Here is a 16,052-nt window from a genome sequence, read left to right on the forward strand (position 1 = left end):
GCTCGGGGCGTTCGAACACGGTGTGATCACCGAGGACCATCTGATCGAGCCGGGAACCGCCCTGACGGACGGCGCGCCCAGCAGCACAGGACGCACGGTCTTCAAGACCGCCAGCGTTGCCATGCAGGACTGGGCGATCGCCCATCTGCTGGCTCAGCGCTACCTATGACTACGTTGGTGAGCGTCTTGGTCGGCCTTGCCCGGAATGCACGCCTCACTCCCCCGCCGACGTCGGGGCTATCGCCCTGCTGCCCGGCGGTCACCACCGCGGCCGACAGCTTGCGGCCCTGCTCACAGACCAGGTGGGTCTTCGTGCGTTCCAGCCTGACCACACCCATCAGCATAAGCGATCAAAACGATCGAAAATCATCACTTTTCACGATGAAGCTGCCAGGCATAGCGTGCCGGACATGAACACTAATCAATCCAACGGCGAGCAGCTCCTCGAGATCAACGGCGTCGAGTTGTGTGTCGAGACCTTCGGAGACCGCGCCACCCCGGCGATCACACTGGTGGCCGGGGCGTCTGCCTCAATGCTGTGGTGGGACGCCGAACTGTGCGAACGCATCGCCGCCCGTGGCCGGTTCGTGATCCGGTACGACCATCGCGACACCGGCCGGTCGACCTACTACCCGCCGGGACAGCCGGCGTACTCCTTCACCGACCTGACCCTGGACGTACTCGGCGTCCACGACGCCTTGGGCATCGAGCGCGCCCACGTGGTCTGTCAGTCGATGTTCGGCGGGAGCGGGCTCATCCTCGGTGTGGACCATCCCGATCGGGTCGCGTCGCTGACGTTCGTCTCGGCCTCGACCGGGGCCGACGACCTCCCGCCGCCCTCGAGCGGGCTGGCCATGCCGGCCGAGCCTGATTCCCGCGACGCGGCCGCGGTCGTCGAGTACGTGGTCGCCGGTGCGAGGGCGTTCGCCGGTGGCTCTCCGTACTTCGACGAGACCGCGATTCGAGCGTTGGCCGAACGTGACGTGGCGCGCACCAGGAGCTACGCCTCGACTCTGGTCAACCACTACGCCATCGGGCTCGATGGGCCTGCGCGAGGCGGCTTCGGCGACATCGCGGCGCCGACGCTCGTGGTCCACGGCGACCACGACCCCTTCCTGCCCCTGCCGCACGGACAGGCGCTACGCGACGCGATCCCCGATGCCGAGCTACTGGTCCTGGAGGGGGCCGGACATGACCTGCCGGGGCCGGTGTGGAATGACTTCGTGTCGGGTCTGGTGCGGCACACGGAAGGGGGCCGCTCATGAACCGGCTACGGTCGGCACTCTGGCTGCCGCTCTTCGACGACCTCGCCGACCCACGGGCAGTGGCGCGCCTGGCCGCCGACGCTGAGGAAGCCGGGTGGGACGGTTTCTTCGTGTGGGATCACCTGTCCTGGCGGGCGCCGGTCCATCAGGTCGCCGACCCGTGGATCGCGCTGGCGGCGGTCGCGACCGCGACCGAGCGGCTGCGGCTCGGCCCGATGGTGTCGACGCTTGCCCGCCGGCGACCGGTCAAGGTCGCACGCGAGACCGCGACACTGGATCGGCTCAGCGCCGGCCGCCTCACCCTCGGCGTCGGCCTGGGCAGCGACCGGTTCGGCGGCGAGCTGTCCAAGACCGGCGAGCAGCTCGACGACCGGCAGCGCGGGCGGATGCTCGACGAGTCCTTGACGATCCTGGCCACCGCATGGTCCGGCGAGCCGGTGCGCCATCGCGGCGAGCACTACACCGTCGACGACATCACGTTCCTGCCGCGGCCGGTTCAGCGGCCCGGCGTGCCGGTGTGGGCCGCCGGATTCCCCGGCAACGCCAAGCCGATCCGCCGGGCCGCCCGGCTCGACGGCTTCTTCCCGATCAATCTGGAGCACCCGGACCAGCTCGCTGAGGTCGTCGGCACCCTCACCGAACTGCGACATGGCGAAATGGCCGCCTACGACATCGCCATCAGCCTGCCGCCCGGCGTCGATCCCGAGCCGTACGCGAAGGCCGGCGCAACCTGGTGGCTGCCGGAGCTCGACCCGGGTGTACGGCTCGACACCGTGCGTGGCGTACTCCGCGATGGCCCAGCGGTGTGAGAAGGCGCCGCGGACCGCGGCGGGAAGGTGTTCTGGCACTTCACGATGTCACTGGACGGCTTCATGGCGGGGCCGAACCCACGAGACGCACGGGATGGCCACCGGGATGTGGGCCTGATCGACTCACGTAATGAGTCGCCGCCAGGCGGGATGGTGGGCTGCTGAGCGCCGCCGCGTCCGGAATGGATGTGCTGTAGACCGTCATGTCGATGACCTTAGAGTCACCCAGAACATCAAGAAAAGCGATTGTTTTCGATCAAATTAATCGCTATTCGCTATGCTGTGGCGTTATGGCGGACGTCGAGCTGCGCTATCTGAGGACCATGGCCGCTATCGCCGAGGAAGGAACGTTCGGACGAGCCGCGGGTCGGCTCGGCTACACCCAATCGTCGGTGAGCCAGCAGATCGCCGCGTTGGAGAAGGCCGTCGGTGGTGCCGTCTTCGACCGGCCCGGAGGTCCCAGGCCGGTACGGATCACTCCACTTGGCGAGGTGGTCTTGACCCACGGGCGCGAGCTGCTCACGAAGGCGGAGGCGCTGGCCGACGCCGTCGATCGTTTCAGGGCGGGTAACGGCCGGATCGACATCGGCACCTTCCAGGGCTCGACCAAGCTGATCCTGCCGGCCGTCGTGCGCCGGCTGCTGGAGGAGCACCCCGGCTGCGACATCAGGCTGTCCGAGGCGGGGCCGGAGGATCCGCAGATCGGAGATCTCGACCTGTTGTTCCACTACGGCCGGATCGAAGGCGACGTCGAGCACGTCGAGCTGCTCGAAGAGCCGTACCTCCTGGTGGCCCGCGCCGGCGCGTTCCCCGATGGTCCAGTACGGGTGGAGTTGCTCGACGATGCTCCGATGGTCGCCTGGCCTCCCACCGATCACCAGAAATGGTTGGAGCGGACGCTCGCCGGCGATGGCGCGCGGCCGCGGATCGTGTTCCGAACCGCGGGCCACGAAACCATCGTGTCAATGGTACGGGCGGGCATAGGCTCGGCGGTGCTGCCATGGCTCGGCCTCCACGGGTCCGATGTCTGGTCCGACGACCGGCTCAGCATCCATCGACTGCGACCATCGCCCGCCTGCACGTGGTACCTGTACTGGCCGGCCGGACGCACCCAATCGCCACTCGCGACCCGCGCCATCGACATCGCCGTTGAAGCCGCCAACGGGCTGGCCGACCAGATGTGACAGCGAACGACTGGGCCTACCGGCACGCCCTGGCAGGAAACTCAACGTCCGTGCCGCGTGTTTGATCAACTGTGGTCGAGCATTGGGTCGCCGGGGTCGCGTGGCGGCCCGGCCTCTCCGATCTTGTTGAGGGCGCCAGACGGGTGACGGCGAACCGGCGGACGGCACTCATCGCACCCGAGGTGTCCCAGCGCGGTTCAACAGCCGCCGAGTGGCATCCGGGCTGCGGTCGCCCACCCACTCGGCGACCGTCCAGCCGTTGCGTTTCAAGGGACACACTGCCCGGTGCCTGACGATCGGGGCGGTGCCGGAAGACCGGCGGGAATATTGCGTTGCGTGGCGGCGCTGAGGGTCCCACTATGGTCCTCATGTTCAGGCACGATCACCTCGCGACGCCCGCCAACGCGGGCGCGTTCGAGCGTGCCTGCGACGGCCTGGAGCGCTGACCTCTTCCCGTAAGTCTTTTTCCCGGATGTCTCTGTGGTGACCCGGCGGGGGGAGGTAGTCGGCCCGTGCGGGTCACAGCACATCCAGGACTCCAAGAGGAAGAACATCATGGCCAAGCAGGCCTATGTCCGTAACAAGCCGCATCTCAACATCGGCACGATGGGCCACGTCGACCACGGCAAGACCACGCTGACCGCCGCGATCACCAAGGTGCTCGCGCAGCGGGGGCAGGCGACGTACACGCCGTTCGAGCGGATCGACCGCACGCCCGAGGAGGCCGTGCGCGGCATCACGATCAACATCTCGCACGTCGAGTACGAGACCGACACCAGGCACTACGCCCACGTGGACATGCCGGGCCACGCCGACTACGTGAAGAACATGATCACGGGGGCGGCGCAGCTCGACGGCGCGATCCTCGTCGTGTCCGCCCAGGACGGCATCATGCCGCAGACCAGGGAGCACGTGCTGCTCGCCCGGCGCGTCGGCGTCGAGCACCTGGTCGTCGCGGTCAACAAGGCCGACGGCGCCGACCCGGAGCTGACCGACCTGGTCGAACTGGAGCTGCACGACCTGCTCGCCGAGCACGGCTACCGGGACGTCCCGATGGTCCGGGTCTCCGGGCTGCGGGCGCTGGAAGGCGACCCCGAGTGGACGGCGTCGATCGGCACGCTGCTCCAGGCGGTCGACGACCACATCCCGGTGCCGGTGCGGTACGTGGACGCGCCGTTCCTGATGCCGGTGGAGAACGTGCTCACGGTCACCGGCCGGGGCACGGTCGTCACGGGCGCCATCGAGCGCGGCACGGTCCGCGTGGGCGACACGGTGGGCGTCGTCGGGTTCGACGACGGCGCCGGGCCGGGTGCCGGGGCCGGCGGTGGCTTCACCGCGGTGGTGACCGGGGTGGAGACGTTCGGCAAGACGATGGAGCGGGGCGAGGCGGGCGACAACGCCGCCGTACTGCTGCGCGGTGTCCGCCGCGACCAGGTGCGGCGGGGCATGGTGCTGGCCGCGCCCGGCAGCCAGCGGGCCCGCCGGTCGTTCACCGCCCGGATCTACCTCCTCACGCCCGAGGAGGGCGGTCGACGCCGGCCGATCGCGTCCGGCTACCGGCCGCAGTTCTACCTGCGCACCACCGACGTACCCGGCGAGCTGCTCCTGGACGACCCCGCCCAGCCGGGCGACACGGTCGAGGTGCGGGTCGAGCTGGGCAAGGCGGTCGCGCTGGAGCCGGGTCTCGGCTTCGCGATCCGCGAGGGCGGCCTGACGGTCGGCGCGGGCACGGTACTCGACGTACCTGCTTGACGGCGGTCGCGAGTACGGTCCACGCGGTCGGGGGGGGGGGGGGGGGGGGGGGGGGGGCCCCCGCCCCCCCCCCCGCGCCCCCCCCCCCCCGCGGGGGGCGCCCCCCCCCCCCCGGCCGCCCGCCGGACGCGACGGGGGTGGGGGTGGGGCCCCCGCCCGGGGTGGGGGGGGGGGGGGGGGGCGGCCCCGGGGGGGGGGGGGGGCCCGGGCCCGGGCCCCCCCCCCCACGACTGTCGCAAGCACGATTCGTGACGCGGCGCAGGCACAGCACTCGACGCGGGCAACGTAGTACGTCGGGCTTCGGGTGCTGCTGCTGGTCCAGCGCAATGCGGTAGACGGACGGACATGTGGGAACGCGACTCGGCGGTGAAGTCGATTTGGTGCGAAGATGCCTCAGCCTCGGCAGATCTACTATGAAAGATAGTGAACCGGTTCGGCGAATCGCTGGACGAGCTGCAGCCCGGGGACCTGCTCTTCAGCAAGGGGCTGGGACACATGGGCATGTACGCGGGCAATGGGAAGATGGTCCACGCGCCACAGACCGGAGACGTCATCAAGGTGTCCGACCTCGACGACTACTGGCGCGCCCGCCTGCTCGGCGCGGTTCGCCCTTGACCTCCTTGCTCGGAGATCAAGTGTCCGCCGAACCAGTGAGACCGCCCACACTGCGCCAGCTTTGGTCCTCCACGCTCTGATCCCGATCATGGATGGTGGAACGACCATGTGAAAAGCTTGACGTTGTTCGAGATTCGACCCGCGTCACCCTCGACGCCTCAGCGGCCCAGCAGCGCAAGGCCAAAGCCGACGCACTAGACACATCCCACACCGGTGCCGTCAAGGCGTCCACGCTGCCTGCGCGATGCACATGACCAGGCTGACGACCACAAGGAGGCCGGTCAGGGAGAAGATCACTCCGGCTCTGGACGGCCTGCGGATCGGCAAACTGTCGCCTAGCAGTTGAGCGACCCTGGCCTCGGCGGCGCCGTCGAAAGCCGCGGCTGTTGCCGGTGCGAGGCCGGCGCCGTCCATGCGGGTCAGTGCCCGTGCCACCGCCTTGGCGCCCAGCCGGTCGATCGCGGCTCGGTCGGCTGACAGCTCGGCCCGTTCGCTCTGCCGCCGGAACCACCATCGTGCCAGAGGAAGGTAGAACAGCACGTCAGCGGTGGCGCGGAGGATGAGACGGCGCAACGGGTCGCGGCGCCGGGCGTGTGCGGCCTCGTGGATGAGGATCGCGTCGAGCTCCTCGGCCGGGAGCATCTCGGCGGCCCCGGCGGTGAGGTAGAGCCGTGGCCGCAGCGCTCCCGCGCAGAAGGCCGCCGGGTCCGCACCGGCCAGGCAGACGACACCTGGAGCGCCGGTTCGCCGTATCGCGCCCTTGAGACCGGCCGGTTCGGCCGCCCGCGGGAGTACGGCCAGGCTGCGGGCGGCGGCGACGCCGAGCCAGGTGGCGCGGGCGGCGACAGCCAGCAGGCTTGCCCCGGACACGACGGCGATGGAGACGAGCCAGCACTGGGCCATCGTCATCCCGGCGGAAACGTTGGGGTGCCACACCAGGCGGACGCCGACCAGTCCGGTCAGCACGGCCAGGCCGATGCGGTTGTGCCGCCAGAGGTAGACGATCACTCGGTCAGCTCCTGCAGGCGGCGCCGCTGTTCGGGCGACAGGCCGTCGAGGTGGGCGGCGAAAGCGGCCAGTGCGGCGTCGCCGTACTTGTCCACGAAGCTCGCGGCGGCCTGACGGCTCGACTGGGAGAGGAACTGAGCGGGCGTGACCGCGGCCCGGTACGCGTGAGCGCGGCGGCCCGGCTCGGCATGAGCGGCCAGCAATCCCTTGTCGGCCAGCCTTCGCAACGTGGTCATCACGGTGGTGTAGGCCAGCTCCGGCACCAGTTCCTGCACGTCCCGGACCACGAACGGCTCCGCGACCGCTCCGGTCCAGACGGCCCGCATGAGCCGCCCCTCCAGCGGGCCGAGAACGGCGACCGCCCGATCCAGTTCATCCTGCACGGCGTCATACTACTATCCGACATGAGTACTATCGATTGATAGTAGATCGTCCGATAGGGTCTTCTCGTACATGAACGTACGAGTTAAGGGAGTTTTCTATGTCGCACAACGAACTTACGTCCGTCGCCAACCCCGAACAGGCCAAGGCGTGGAACGAGGGCGACGGCCGACACTGGGTCGCCCACCGGGATCGCTACGACCAGATGATGCAAAGGATCAGTCCCCACCTGTTCGAGGCGGCCGCCATCGCTCCCGGGGACCACGTGCTCGACATCGGGTGCGGAAGCGGCCAGACCACCTGCATGGCCGCTCGGAGCACACAAAACGGCCAGGCACTCGGCATCGACCTGTCCGCTCCCTTGCTGGAGCAGGCCCGCCACCGAGCCGAGAGCGAGAACCTCGGCAACACGCGCTTCGAACAGGCCGACGCCCAGGTTCACCCCTTCGCCGCGGCGAGCGTCGATGCGGTGATCAGCCGTTTCGGGGTGATGTTCTTCAACGATCCCGTGGCGGCCTTCACCAACATTGGGCGGGCGACTCGCCCCGGTGGGCGTCTGGCGTTCCTGTGCTGGCGGAAACCGCTCGAAAACGAATGGATCGCCGAGCTGGGCGCGGTCCTGGCCTCGTTCGTCCCGTTGCCCGGTTCCCTTGCCGGCGACGGCCCGGGGCCCTTCTCCCTGGCGGCATCCAGTCGGATCACCGATCTCCTGCATACAGCCGGCTACACCCAGATCAGCGTGGACCCCGTAGACGAGCCCATGAGGCTCGGGGACAACGTGAACGACGTGCTCGGCTTCGTCGCCCAGATGGGCCCGGTGAGCAGCCTGCTCGACAAGGCTGACGAAACGACGAGAGCCAAGATGCTCGACGCGCTCCGCGAGCGCCTCGCCTCGCACGAGACGGCGGCCGGAGTCTTTCTCAGGAGCGCGGCCTGGCTGGTCACCGCTCGATGGTGAACGTGCTCGCCGCGGACGACCCCTCCCGGCCAGGGCGTCACGAAGGTTCTCGATCCAGACTGCCGGCGATGACGTCGAATCCGGGCGGCCTGGCCACTGTCGTTTCTTCCGTCAGGCCGTAGGAGGTCCATCCGCGGTCGGCAAAGCCCGCCCCCGTCGCCACGGCGGCCGAGGCATGGTTGTCGAGGGCATGCATGTACGTGGGTATCGCCCCTTCGTCGAGAACCCGCCGCGCGGCCTGCGCGATGAGCCCGCGCGCCAAGCCTCGCCCCCGCACCTCGGGGACGGTCACGACGGCCAGCTCATGCCCGTACACGTCATGGCGCTTGACCCCCACACCCGCCAGGTGGGCACCCGTCTCCACATCCCGGGCGACCAGCACGTCCCCGCCGAAGACGCGCAACCACTCCGGAACCTCCGGATCGGCAGCCGAAACCCACGCTCCCGGCTCAGGAAGGACTGCGGGGTCGGCCGTCCACCGGTACACGGCGGTGAACCAGCCCCGCTTCGGATAACCGACCATCTCGGGAAGCCGCGGCCCCAACGCCGTGAGCGTCCCCACTCCGGCGTATCTCCGCGCGACCGGATCGGCATGCTCCGGTGGGACAGAGAGCACGCCGCGCTCCGGCGTCGCAACCCCGAGCACGGGATGAAACCTGCCATCCCAACCGGGCAGCGCCCGTCCCGGCTCGCCGACGATGTCAAGCTCGCGACGCGGCGGCCATGAGCCGAGCCAACGGGCGAGGTGTTCGGCGAGCCGGCATTCTGGCGACATGATCCACTCCTATACGGTGCAGGGGTATAGTATCCACACCATAAGTCTGAGGAGGGAACATATGCGACGCCTGACCGCACTCGACCCCGCTGATGCGCCCGGCAAGTCACGCGAGCTGCTGAACGACATCATCAGCCGCAGGGGGAATGTCGGTGAGATGGTGTCCACCATGGCCCACTCGCCGGCGATGCTCCAGGGCTACCTCGACCTCTCAGGCGCCATGAAACGGAGCAAACTTCCCCGTAGCCTGAGCGAGAAGATCTCGCTCGCCTTGCAGGAATGGATCGGCTGCGGCCTCTGCATGGACGCGCACACGCAGGCAGCCCGGGCGGCGGGGCTGAGCGACGCCGACATCGCCCTTGCCCGGCAGGGCACCTCCGCCGACGCCCGTGAGGCCGCCCTCATCGCGGTCGCCGTCCGCGTCCTGGCCGAACCGTCCTCACTCACCGACCAGGACATCGCCGACCTACGCGGACACGGATGGAACGACCGGATCATCGCCGAGATCCCCGGTCTGGTCGCCCTGAACCTGCTGACCGGCTCCTTCAACCTCCTCGCCGGACTCGAACCCGCCGAGCAGACGGTATAGACGGACAGGCGCCGCCGGGCTCGTCACCCTGAATGAGCCCTTCCGGACGCGGGGCATGCCGGCGTCCGGAAGGGCACCTGGTCAGGAGCTCAGGATGTCGCAGCCGGCGGCATCGATGGCGTCCCTGATCCAGGCGTCGTCGACCGGGCCGTCGGTCAGGACGCTGATCTTCGACTCCTCGGCGTTCAGGTCGACGCCGACGATGCCGGGCACCAGGATGAGCTCGGAGCGAATGCTCGCCAGGCAGTGTTCGCAGCTCGCCTCGGAAAGGCCGTTAACGCGGTAGGTGGTCAGGCTGTAGGCGACAGTGATCATCCATCCTCCAAGTATCGAAACGGTGGAAATCGGCGCGCGCCTAGGTGGAAATCTTGCCGCACCGGGAGCCGAGTGGCGGGCCTTGGAGGGTTCGAGATCACGCCATGGCGCGAACAAGACACGCCGGTTTGGTGAATCACTTGGCGATATGTCATGTTTTTCGCGATGACGGGGACTGTGACGTGAGCGATGATCCCCCTGCCGAGGCCGACCGCCTCGCGCAGGCCCTGTACGAACGCGTCCACACCAGAGGCGAGAGCGTCGCCGACGCGTCGGCCGCTCTGGGCCTCACCGCACGGCAGCGGGCCGCCGCGCGCGACCGCCTGGTCCGTCTCGGCCTGCTCATCCCCGGGTCCGAGCTGAGCGTCGAGACGTCCACAGCGCTGGCGCTCAGCCTCGAACACGGTCATCGAGCCCTGGACAAGCTCGTGGAACAGCACGTTCTGACCGCCTCTCTGGCTCGGGACTACCTGGGGCTGGCACAGCGGCCGCACGACGACACCCAGGTGGAGTTCTATCCGCGGCAGGAGCGTGCCACCCGGCTCAACCAGCGCCTCAACGAACTGGCGGAGATGGCCCGGCACGAGATCGTGGGCATGCACCCGGCCGCCACCTGGTCCGCGCGGGGACTGGACGGTGGCACCGAACGCACCAAGATCTCGCTGGGCAGAGGCGTCCGCATCCGCAGCATTCACGCGCAGATCACGCTGTCCGACCCGCTGATGCGCGATCATCTGCGCGACCGCGTGGCGGAGGGCGTCGAGGTCCGGGTCGCGCCGGTCGTACCGACGCGCATGCTGGTGTACGACCGGCGGGTCGCGGTCGTCCAGGCCGACCCCGAGGACGTCGGGGCGGGGGCCGTGCTGATCCGCGGCGCCAACGTGGTGAGGTCCCTGGCCACGATCTACGACTACCTCTGGCTGACGGCGTCGGAACCGCAGGACGTACCTCGCTCCGCTGACGGCACGGCGCTGACTGAGCAGCAACGCGCGGTGCTCCTCCTGCTCGCGGCCGGCACCAAGGACGACGTGATCGCCCGCAGGCTGGGTGTCTCCACGCGCACCGTGACCCGGCTGGTCGGCGAGCTGACAACGATGCTGGGCGCGAGCAGCCGCTTCCAGGCCGGCGTACGCGCGGCCCGCTTGGGCTGGCTGGACTAACCTCCCCAAGTCCGTAAATGTGACCCCCTTACCCGACAACCTTGGCTACTCACCCGTGATGAGCAGCACATACGACAAATTACCCCGTGGGGGTACTTGACGCTCCGGACATTTTGGCCCACCGTATGTGCCATGGACAGATAAGCCCTATCCAGGGGATGTCCACGGTTCACGGGGGTTCAGAGCCGGGCTACTACCGCGTCACAAGGAGCCCACGGTGGCAAACAACGTACGTATCCGATCAAGCCTCGTGTCCGCCGCTCTACTGATCGCCCTGTCCGCGTGCGGCCACGGCTCCGCGGACGCCGCCGATCTCCTGCAGCGGGTCAAGACGTCCGGCATCCTCCGGGTGGCCCAGACACAGGCGAACCCGCCGTGGAACTTCCTGGACGGCGGCAAGCCCGCGGGCTACGACGTCGACGTCGCCAACGAACTCGCCAAGCGGCTCGGCATCGCCAAGGTCGAGTTCGTCGCCTCCAACTACCAGAGTTTCATCGCGGGCGTTCAGGCCGGCCGGTTCGACGCCGTCATCTCCGGCCAGACCATCACACCGGAACGTGCCAAGCAGGTGGACTTCTCCCGCCCGTACCAGGTCAACGGGATCTCGATCTTCGTGGCCGACACCAATTCCGCCATCGGCGGGCTGACCGACCTCCAGGGCAAGAAGATCGCCGTGACGGCCGGGACCACGCAAGCGGCCTTCGCCAAGAAGAGCGTCGCCGACGCCGACATCAAGACCTACGACAACGCCACACTCGGGCTGACCGAGGTAGCGCGAGGGCGGGCCGACGCCGTGCTGGTGTCGCGGTTCCAAGGGGCGTTCCTGGCGGCGAAGAACAATCTGAAGGTCAAGACCGCAGGACCACTGCTCGAATCGGAGGTCAACGGGATCTCCTTCGCGAAAGGCTCGGCGAGCTTCAAGCAGGCCGTCGACAAGGCGCTGGGCGCCATGATCGCCGACGGCACCCTGGCCGCCATCTCCCGCAAATGGCTGGGCGGCCTCGACATGACCCAGGAACTGGCCAAGGTTCCGGCGAACTGAACAGGGAAGGCACTGATGGATCTGCTGGTCGACTCCTTTCCCGACCTCCTCACCGGCATGATGATCACGCTTCTCCTCGGTGTGATCTCCTTCATCCTCGGCAGCATCCTCGGGGCCGCGATCATGCTGGCGAAGATCTCCGGCAACCGCGTCCTCTCGGCCGTGGCGACCGCGTACGTGTCGGTCTTCCGCGGCACACCGCTGCTGATCCAGATCATGATCATCTACTTCGGGCTGCCGCAGATCGGCCTGGAGATTCCCCCCATCCCGTCGGCGATCATCGCGTTCACCCTGTTCACCGCCGCCTACCTCAGCGAGAACTTCCGCGCCGGCGTCCTGAGCGTCGACAAGGGACAGTGGGAGGCGGCGGCCTCGATGGCGATGCCGTACTGGAAGACGCTGCGCCGCGTCATCCTCCCCCAGGCCATCAGGATCGCTCTGCCGCCCGTTGGGAGCCGGTTCATCGCGCTGATGAAAGACACCTCACTTGCGTCCGCGGTGACCGTGGTGGAGCTGACCAGGGTGGCTGAGGGCATCGGCACCTCGACGTTCCGCTACATGGACGCGTTGCTGATCGTCGGGCTCATGTACTGGCTGATCAACACTCTCCTACAGGTCGGCCAGCAGGCCCTCGAACGCCGGATGAGAAAGGCCTACGCCACATGACCACCCCAGAACCCATCGTCAGCGTGCGCGGGCTGCGTAAGCGCTTCGGCGACAACGAGGTGCTCAAGGGCATCGACCTGGACGTACGGCCCGGAGAGGTAGTCGTGGTCATGGGCCCGTCGGGCTCCGGCAAGACCACCCTGATCCGCTGCCTCAACTTTCTCGAAGAGCCCGACACCGGCACGGTGAGCATGTGCGGCAACCAGGTGGACTGCGGCGGGCGCGGGCGTTCCAGGGCCGCGCGGGTGCGCGAGATCCGGCGGCGTTCGGCGATGGTCTTCCAGCAGTTCAACCTGTTTCCGCACCTGACGGCACTGCAGAACGTCATGGAGGGTCCGATCTCCGTACGGGGCCTGCGCCGGACCGAGGCGGACGGCCTCGGACGGCGACTGCTCGCGCTCGTGGGCCTCGACGAGAAATGCGACTGCTATCCGGCCACCCTGTCCGGTGGGCAGAAGCAGCGCGTCGCCATCGCCCGGGCACTGGCGATGGAGCCTCAGGTCATCCTGTTCGACGAGCCCACCTCCGCGCTCGACCCCGAATTGCACGCCGAGGTCCTGCAGGTCATCCGAGACCTGGCCGGAAACGGCATGACCATGGTGATCGTGACGCACGAGACCGCCTTCGCCCGTGACGTGGCCGACCGGGTGGTGTTCATGGACGGTGGGAACGTCATCGAAGAGGCTCCCCCGCAGCGCTTCTTCACCGCGCCCGCCCACCCCCGCGTACAGGCTTTCCTGCGCCTCATCGGCCCTTCACACAACGGCCACCCCTCACCCCAGAACGTGGAGCGAACGTGATCGACCTCGCACGGGCCCGGGAGCTGACCCCGGGCACCGCGAACACCGTCCATCTCAACAACGCCGGAGCCTCGCTGCCCTCCACGCCCGTGTTGGAGGCGACCGTCGGGCATCTCCGGCTGGAAGCCGAAATCGGCGGATACGAGGCGGCTGCCCGCGCCGCCGAAAACGTCGAGGCGACGTACGGCTCCGCCGCCAGGCTGCTGAACTGCTCCCCCGACGAGATCGCCATCGTCGACAGCGCGACCCGCGCCTGGGACCTGGCCTTCTACGCCATCCCCTTCCGCCCCGGGGACCGGATCCTGACCAGCAAGGCCGAGTACGCCAGCAACTTCATCGCCTACCTGCAGGTCGCCCGCCGCCATGGCGTGCGGGTCGAGGTGGTGCCCAACGACGGGCTCGGCCAGCTCTCCGTGGACGCGCTGCGGGCGATGATGGACGAGCGCGTACGCCTCATCTCGGTCACTCACATCCCCACCAACGGCGGCCTGGTCAACCCGGCCGCGGAGATCGGCAAGATCGCGGCTGAGGCGGGCGTGCTGTACCTGCTCGACGCGTGCCAGTCGGTGGGCCAGATCCCCGTCGACGTCGAGCACATCCGCTGCGACATTCTCTCCACGACCGGCCGCAAATACCTGCGCGCGCCCCGCGGGACCGGGCTGCTGTACGTCCGGCGGGCCGTGCTCGACCAGCTCGATCCGCCCTTCCTCGACCTGCGTTCCGCCAGGTGGACGGCGCCCGACCGCTTCGAGATCCAGCCGGGCGCCCGCAGGTTCGAGAACTGGGAGTACGGCGTCGCAGGGCGGGTCGGCTTGGCGACCGCGATCGACGAGGCCCTGGCCTGGGGGCTTGAGGACATCCGGGACCGGGTCTACCTGCTCGGCGACACCCTCCGGGAACGACTGGCGGCGATCCCCGGCTGCACCGTGCGCGACGTCGGCGCCGAACGCTGCGGCATCGTCACCTTCACCCTCGACAGCTTTGCCGCCGAGACGATCAAGGAGTACTTGGCGGAGCGCCGGATCAACGTCAGCGTGTCGCGGGCCCCGTCAACGCTCCTGGACATGACCGATCGCGACATTTCCGAACTTGTGCGTGCATCGGTCCACTACTACAACTCCGAGGAAGAGTTGGCCCGCTTCTGCGAGGAACTGACCCGACTCCGTGCATGACGAAATCTCCCCGGGCACGGTGCCCGGGGAGATCGCGTTCAGTGGTGGTGTGCCACCGGTTCGTGGTGGTGGGTGTCGGCGGGTTGGCGGCGGTCAAGGGCCGCCCAGGTGATCAGGGCTGTGAGCAGGCCCGCGGTGGTCAGCAGGCCGCCGACCCAGTTGACCGAGGCCAGTCCGAGGCCGCCGTCGATGGCCGCGCCGCCGAGATAGATGCCGACGGCGCTGCCGAGGGTGAAGGCGGAGATGTTGGCCGCCGAGGCCACGTCAGGCGCGTGCCCCGCCGCGGTCATCACCCGCAACTGCAGCGGCGCCACCACGGCGAAGGCGGCGGTGCCGAACACCAGCATCATCACCACGGCCGTCGCCTGCGCCTCGATCGTGTACGTCATCACGAACAGCGCGATCGCCAAGGCGGCGAGCGTGCCGATCACGGCGGGCATGGTCCTCTTGTCGGCCAGCCGCCCACCGAGCGCGTTACCCGCGAACAGGCCCACCCCGAACAGCAGGAGCAACGGCGTCACCCAGCCGGACCCGAACCCGGTCACCTCGGTGAGCTGCGGAGCGATGTAGACGTAACTGGTGAAGACACCGCCGTAGCCGAGCATCGTGGTCAGCAGCGCGCCCCACACCGCCGGGCGGCGCAGCGCGGCCAGTTGCTCGCGCATCGACGGCCCCTGGCCACCGCCTCCCAGATGGGCCAGCGCGTGCGCGTCCAGCCCCTCGAACTCACTCCCGGCAACGTGCTGCTCATGACTGGCTGCGGGCCCGTGGTGCTCGTGCTGGTGCTCGGGCTGGTGTTCGTGCTGGTGGACGTGCTGGTGGACGGCGGTCTGCTGGGGCAAGGCGGCCAGCAGGCCGAGCAGCGCCAGCCCGCCGAAGGCCACCAGCGTCCAGAACGTGAACCGCCAGCCCAGCGCCTGCCCAACCGCCGCCCCGATGGGCGCGCCGAGGATCGTGGAGGCGGTCAGCCCGGAGAACACCACCGCCACCGCCCGCCCCTTGCGGGCCGGATCCACGAGCTCGGCCGCGAAGACCGCCGCGATGCCCAGGAACGCCCCATGTGCCATCGCGGAGACGACCCGGCCGGACATGATGAACGCGTACGTGGGCCCAAGGGCCGAGATCAGGTTCCCGAGCAGGAAGACGCCGGTGGTCAGCAGCAGCATCGACCGCCGGCCGAACCGGGTGCCCAGCGCGGTGAACACAGGGGCGCCGACGGCCACGCCGAGCGCGTACACGCTCTCCAGATGACCGACCGCACCGATCGAGACGTTGAGTGCCTGTGCTATCTCTCGTACGACTCCGGCGACGATGAACTCGTCGGCCCCCATGGCAAAGGCGCCGAGCACCATCGCCCAGATCGCGAGCGGCAACTTCCTCATCGCAAGCTCCTCTGAGGTTGGAAGACCGGCCTCCCGGAAGATCCGGCAGACCCTCACACCCGCCCGGAACCATATACCCCCTATGGGTATTCCGATTACGATGCGGATTTCTCAGGGGACGCTTCATCTGCTATGCCATTTAGTAGCGAATAGTCCGCAGTTGCTAGCCTTGTGCAGAA

At 68.5% G+C, this 16,052-nt stretch carries 18 protein-coding genes; 13 read left to right on the forward strand and 5 right to left on the reverse strand.

The features are described 5' to 3' along the window. Positions 1 to 22 precede the first annotated feature (22 nt). The 6 genes from ACGFNP_RS03850 to ACGFNP_RS03875 all read left to right on the forward strand — a co-directional run bounded on the left by ACGFNP_RS03850 (position 23) and on the right by ACGFNP_RS03875 (position 5,625). Complete coding sequence (locus ACGFNP_RS03850; RefSeq protein WP_393314446.1) at positions 23 to 169, forward strand: hypothetical protein; 147 nt, start codon at positions 23 to 25, stop codon at positions 167 to 169. A gap of 241 nt (positions 170 to 410) precedes the next feature. Continuing rightward, positions 411 to 1,265 (forward strand): alpha/beta fold hydrolase, encoded by an 855-nt coding sequence (locus tag ACGFNP_RS03855; RefSeq protein ID WP_393314449.1) that lies wholly within the window; start codon positions 411 to 413, stop codon positions 1,263 to 1,265. After that, positions 1,262 to 2,074, forward strand: coding sequence for an LLM class flavin-dependent oxidoreductase (locus ACGFNP_RS03860; RefSeq protein ID WP_393314452.1), 813 nt, complete (start codon positions 1,262 to 1,264; stop codon positions 2,072 to 2,074). The genes ACGFNP_RS03855 and ACGFNP_RS03860 overlap by 4 nt, the downstream gene beginning before the upstream one ends. A 290-nt stretch (positions 2,075 to 2,364) precedes the next feature. Beyond that, the gene (locus ACGFNP_RS03865; RefSeq protein ID WP_393314455.1) at positions 2,365 to 3,258 is read left to right on the forward strand and encodes a LysR family transcriptional regulator; all 894 of its coding nucleotides are present in this window, start codon (positions 2,365 to 2,367) and stop codon (positions 3,256 to 3,258) included. 555 nt (positions 3,259 to 3,813) lie between these two features. Continuing rightward, complete coding sequence (tuf, locus tag ACGFNP_RS03870) at positions 3,814 to 5,010, forward strand: elongation factor Tu (RefSeq protein WP_393314458.1); 1,197 nt, start codon at positions 3,814 to 3,816, stop codon at positions 5,008 to 5,010. 423 nt (positions 5,011 to 5,433) lie between these two features. Further along, a complete protein-coding gene (locus ACGFNP_RS03875; RefSeq protein WP_358329793.1) occupies positions 5,434 to 5,625 on the forward strand; it encodes an NlpC/P60 family protein in 192 nt (63 codons plus the stop codon). Positions 5,626 to 5,844: 219 nt separating this feature from the next. Here the strand turns inward: ACGFNP_RS03875 and ACGFNP_RS03880 are convergent, their stop codons facing one another. Together ACGFNP_RS03880 and ACGFNP_RS03885 are read right to left on the reverse strand one after the other, a co-directional pair. Next, on the reverse strand, positions 5,845 to 6,633 hold the full coding sequence (locus tag ACGFNP_RS03880) for a M56 family metallopeptidase (RefSeq protein WP_393314461.1): 789 nt from the start codon (positions 6,631 to 6,633) through the stop codon (positions 5,845 to 5,847). Further along, positions 6,630 to 7,016 carry a BlaI/MecI/CopY family transcriptional regulator gene (locus ACGFNP_RS03885; protein ID WP_393314464.1) on the reverse strand — a complete coding sequence of 129 codons (387 nt, stop codon included), beginning with the start codon at positions 7,014 to 7,016 and terminating at the stop codon, positions 6,630 to 6,632. Before ACGFNP_RS03885 ends, ACGFNP_RS03880 begins: the two co-directional genes overlap by 4 nt. Before the next feature lie 98 nt (positions 7,017 to 7,114). Between ACGFNP_RS03885 and ACGFNP_RS03890 the strand changes: the two genes are divergently transcribed. Further along, a complete protein-coding gene (locus ACGFNP_RS03890; protein WP_393314467.1) occupies positions 7,115 to 7,972 on the forward strand; it encodes a class I SAM-dependent methyltransferase in 858 nt (285 codons plus the stop codon). Positions 7,973 to 8,009: 37 nt separating this feature from the next. Here ACGFNP_RS03890 and ACGFNP_RS03895 read toward each other — a convergent pair whose 3' ends face one another. Further along, complete coding sequence (locus tag ACGFNP_RS03895) at positions 8,010 to 8,747, reverse strand: GNAT family N-acetyltransferase (RefSeq protein ID WP_393314470.1); 738 nt, start codon at positions 8,745 to 8,747, stop codon at positions 8,010 to 8,012. A 61-nt stretch (positions 8,748 to 8,808) separates the two neighbouring features. Between ACGFNP_RS03895 and ACGFNP_RS03900 the strand changes: the two genes are divergently transcribed. Then, positions 8,809 to 9,336, forward strand: a complete 528-nt coding sequence (locus tag ACGFNP_RS03900; RefSeq protein WP_358329778.1) for a carboxymuconolactone decarboxylase family protein — start codon at positions 8,809 to 8,811, stop codon at positions 9,334 to 9,336. A gap of 81 nt (positions 9,337 to 9,417) precedes the next feature. On the opposite strand, the gene ACGFNP_RS03905 is transcribed toward ACGFNP_RS03900, so the two are convergent. Then, complete coding sequence (locus ACGFNP_RS03905) at positions 9,418 to 9,651, reverse strand: heavy-metal-associated domain-containing protein (RefSeq protein ID WP_393314473.1); 234 nt, start codon at positions 9,649 to 9,651, stop codon at positions 9,418 to 9,420. Positions 9,652 to 9,833: 182 nt separating this feature from the next. Between ACGFNP_RS03905 and ACGFNP_RS03910 the strand changes: the two genes are divergently transcribed. The 5 genes from ACGFNP_RS03910 to ACGFNP_RS03930 all read left to right on the forward strand — a co-directional run bounded on the left by ACGFNP_RS03910 (position 9,834) and on the right by ACGFNP_RS03930 (position 14,491). Beyond that, entirely contained in the window at positions 9,834 to 10,811 is a 978-nt protein-coding gene (locus tag ACGFNP_RS03910) for a LuxR C-terminal-related transcriptional regulator (RefSeq protein ID WP_393314476.1), read from the forward strand. A 217-nt stretch (positions 10,812 to 11,028) separates the two neighbouring features. Then, on the forward strand, positions 11,029 to 11,853 hold the full coding sequence (locus ACGFNP_RS03915) for a transporter substrate-binding domain-containing protein (protein ID WP_393314479.1): 825 nt from the start codon (positions 11,029 to 11,031) through the stop codon (positions 11,851 to 11,853). A 15-nt stretch (positions 11,854 to 11,868) separates the two neighbouring features. Further along, the gene (locus tag ACGFNP_RS03920) at positions 11,869 to 12,519 is read left to right on the forward strand and encodes an amino acid ABC transporter permease (RefSeq protein ID WP_393314482.1); all 651 of its coding nucleotides are present in this window, start codon (positions 11,869 to 11,871) and stop codon (positions 12,517 to 12,519) included. Then, the gene (locus ACGFNP_RS03925) at positions 12,516 to 13,319 is read left to right on the forward strand and encodes an amino acid ABC transporter ATP-binding protein (RefSeq protein ID WP_358329764.1); all 804 of its coding nucleotides are present in this window, start codon (positions 12,516 to 12,518) and stop codon (positions 13,317 to 13,319) included. Before ACGFNP_RS03920 ends, ACGFNP_RS03925 begins: the two co-directional genes overlap by 4 nt. Then, on the forward strand, positions 13,316 to 14,491 hold the full coding sequence (locus ACGFNP_RS03930) for an aminotransferase class V-fold PLP-dependent enzyme (protein ID WP_393314485.1): 1,176 nt from the start codon (positions 13,316 to 13,318) through the stop codon (positions 14,489 to 14,491). The genes ACGFNP_RS03925 and ACGFNP_RS03930 overlap by 4 nt, the downstream gene beginning before the upstream one ends. Before the next feature lie 38 nt (positions 14,492 to 14,529). On the opposite strand, the gene ACGFNP_RS03935 is transcribed toward ACGFNP_RS03930, so the two are convergent. Next, entirely contained in the window at positions 14,530 to 15,873 is a 1,344-nt protein-coding gene (locus ACGFNP_RS03935) for an MFS transporter (protein WP_393314488.1), read from the reverse strand. Positions 15,874 to 16,052 lie beyond the last annotated feature (179 nt).

The sequence above is a fragment of the Nonomuraea sp. NPDC049269 genome (assembly GCF_043197155.1).
Classification (GTDB): Bacteria; Actinomycetota; Actinomycetes; order Streptosporangiales; family Streptosporangiaceae; genus Nonomuraea.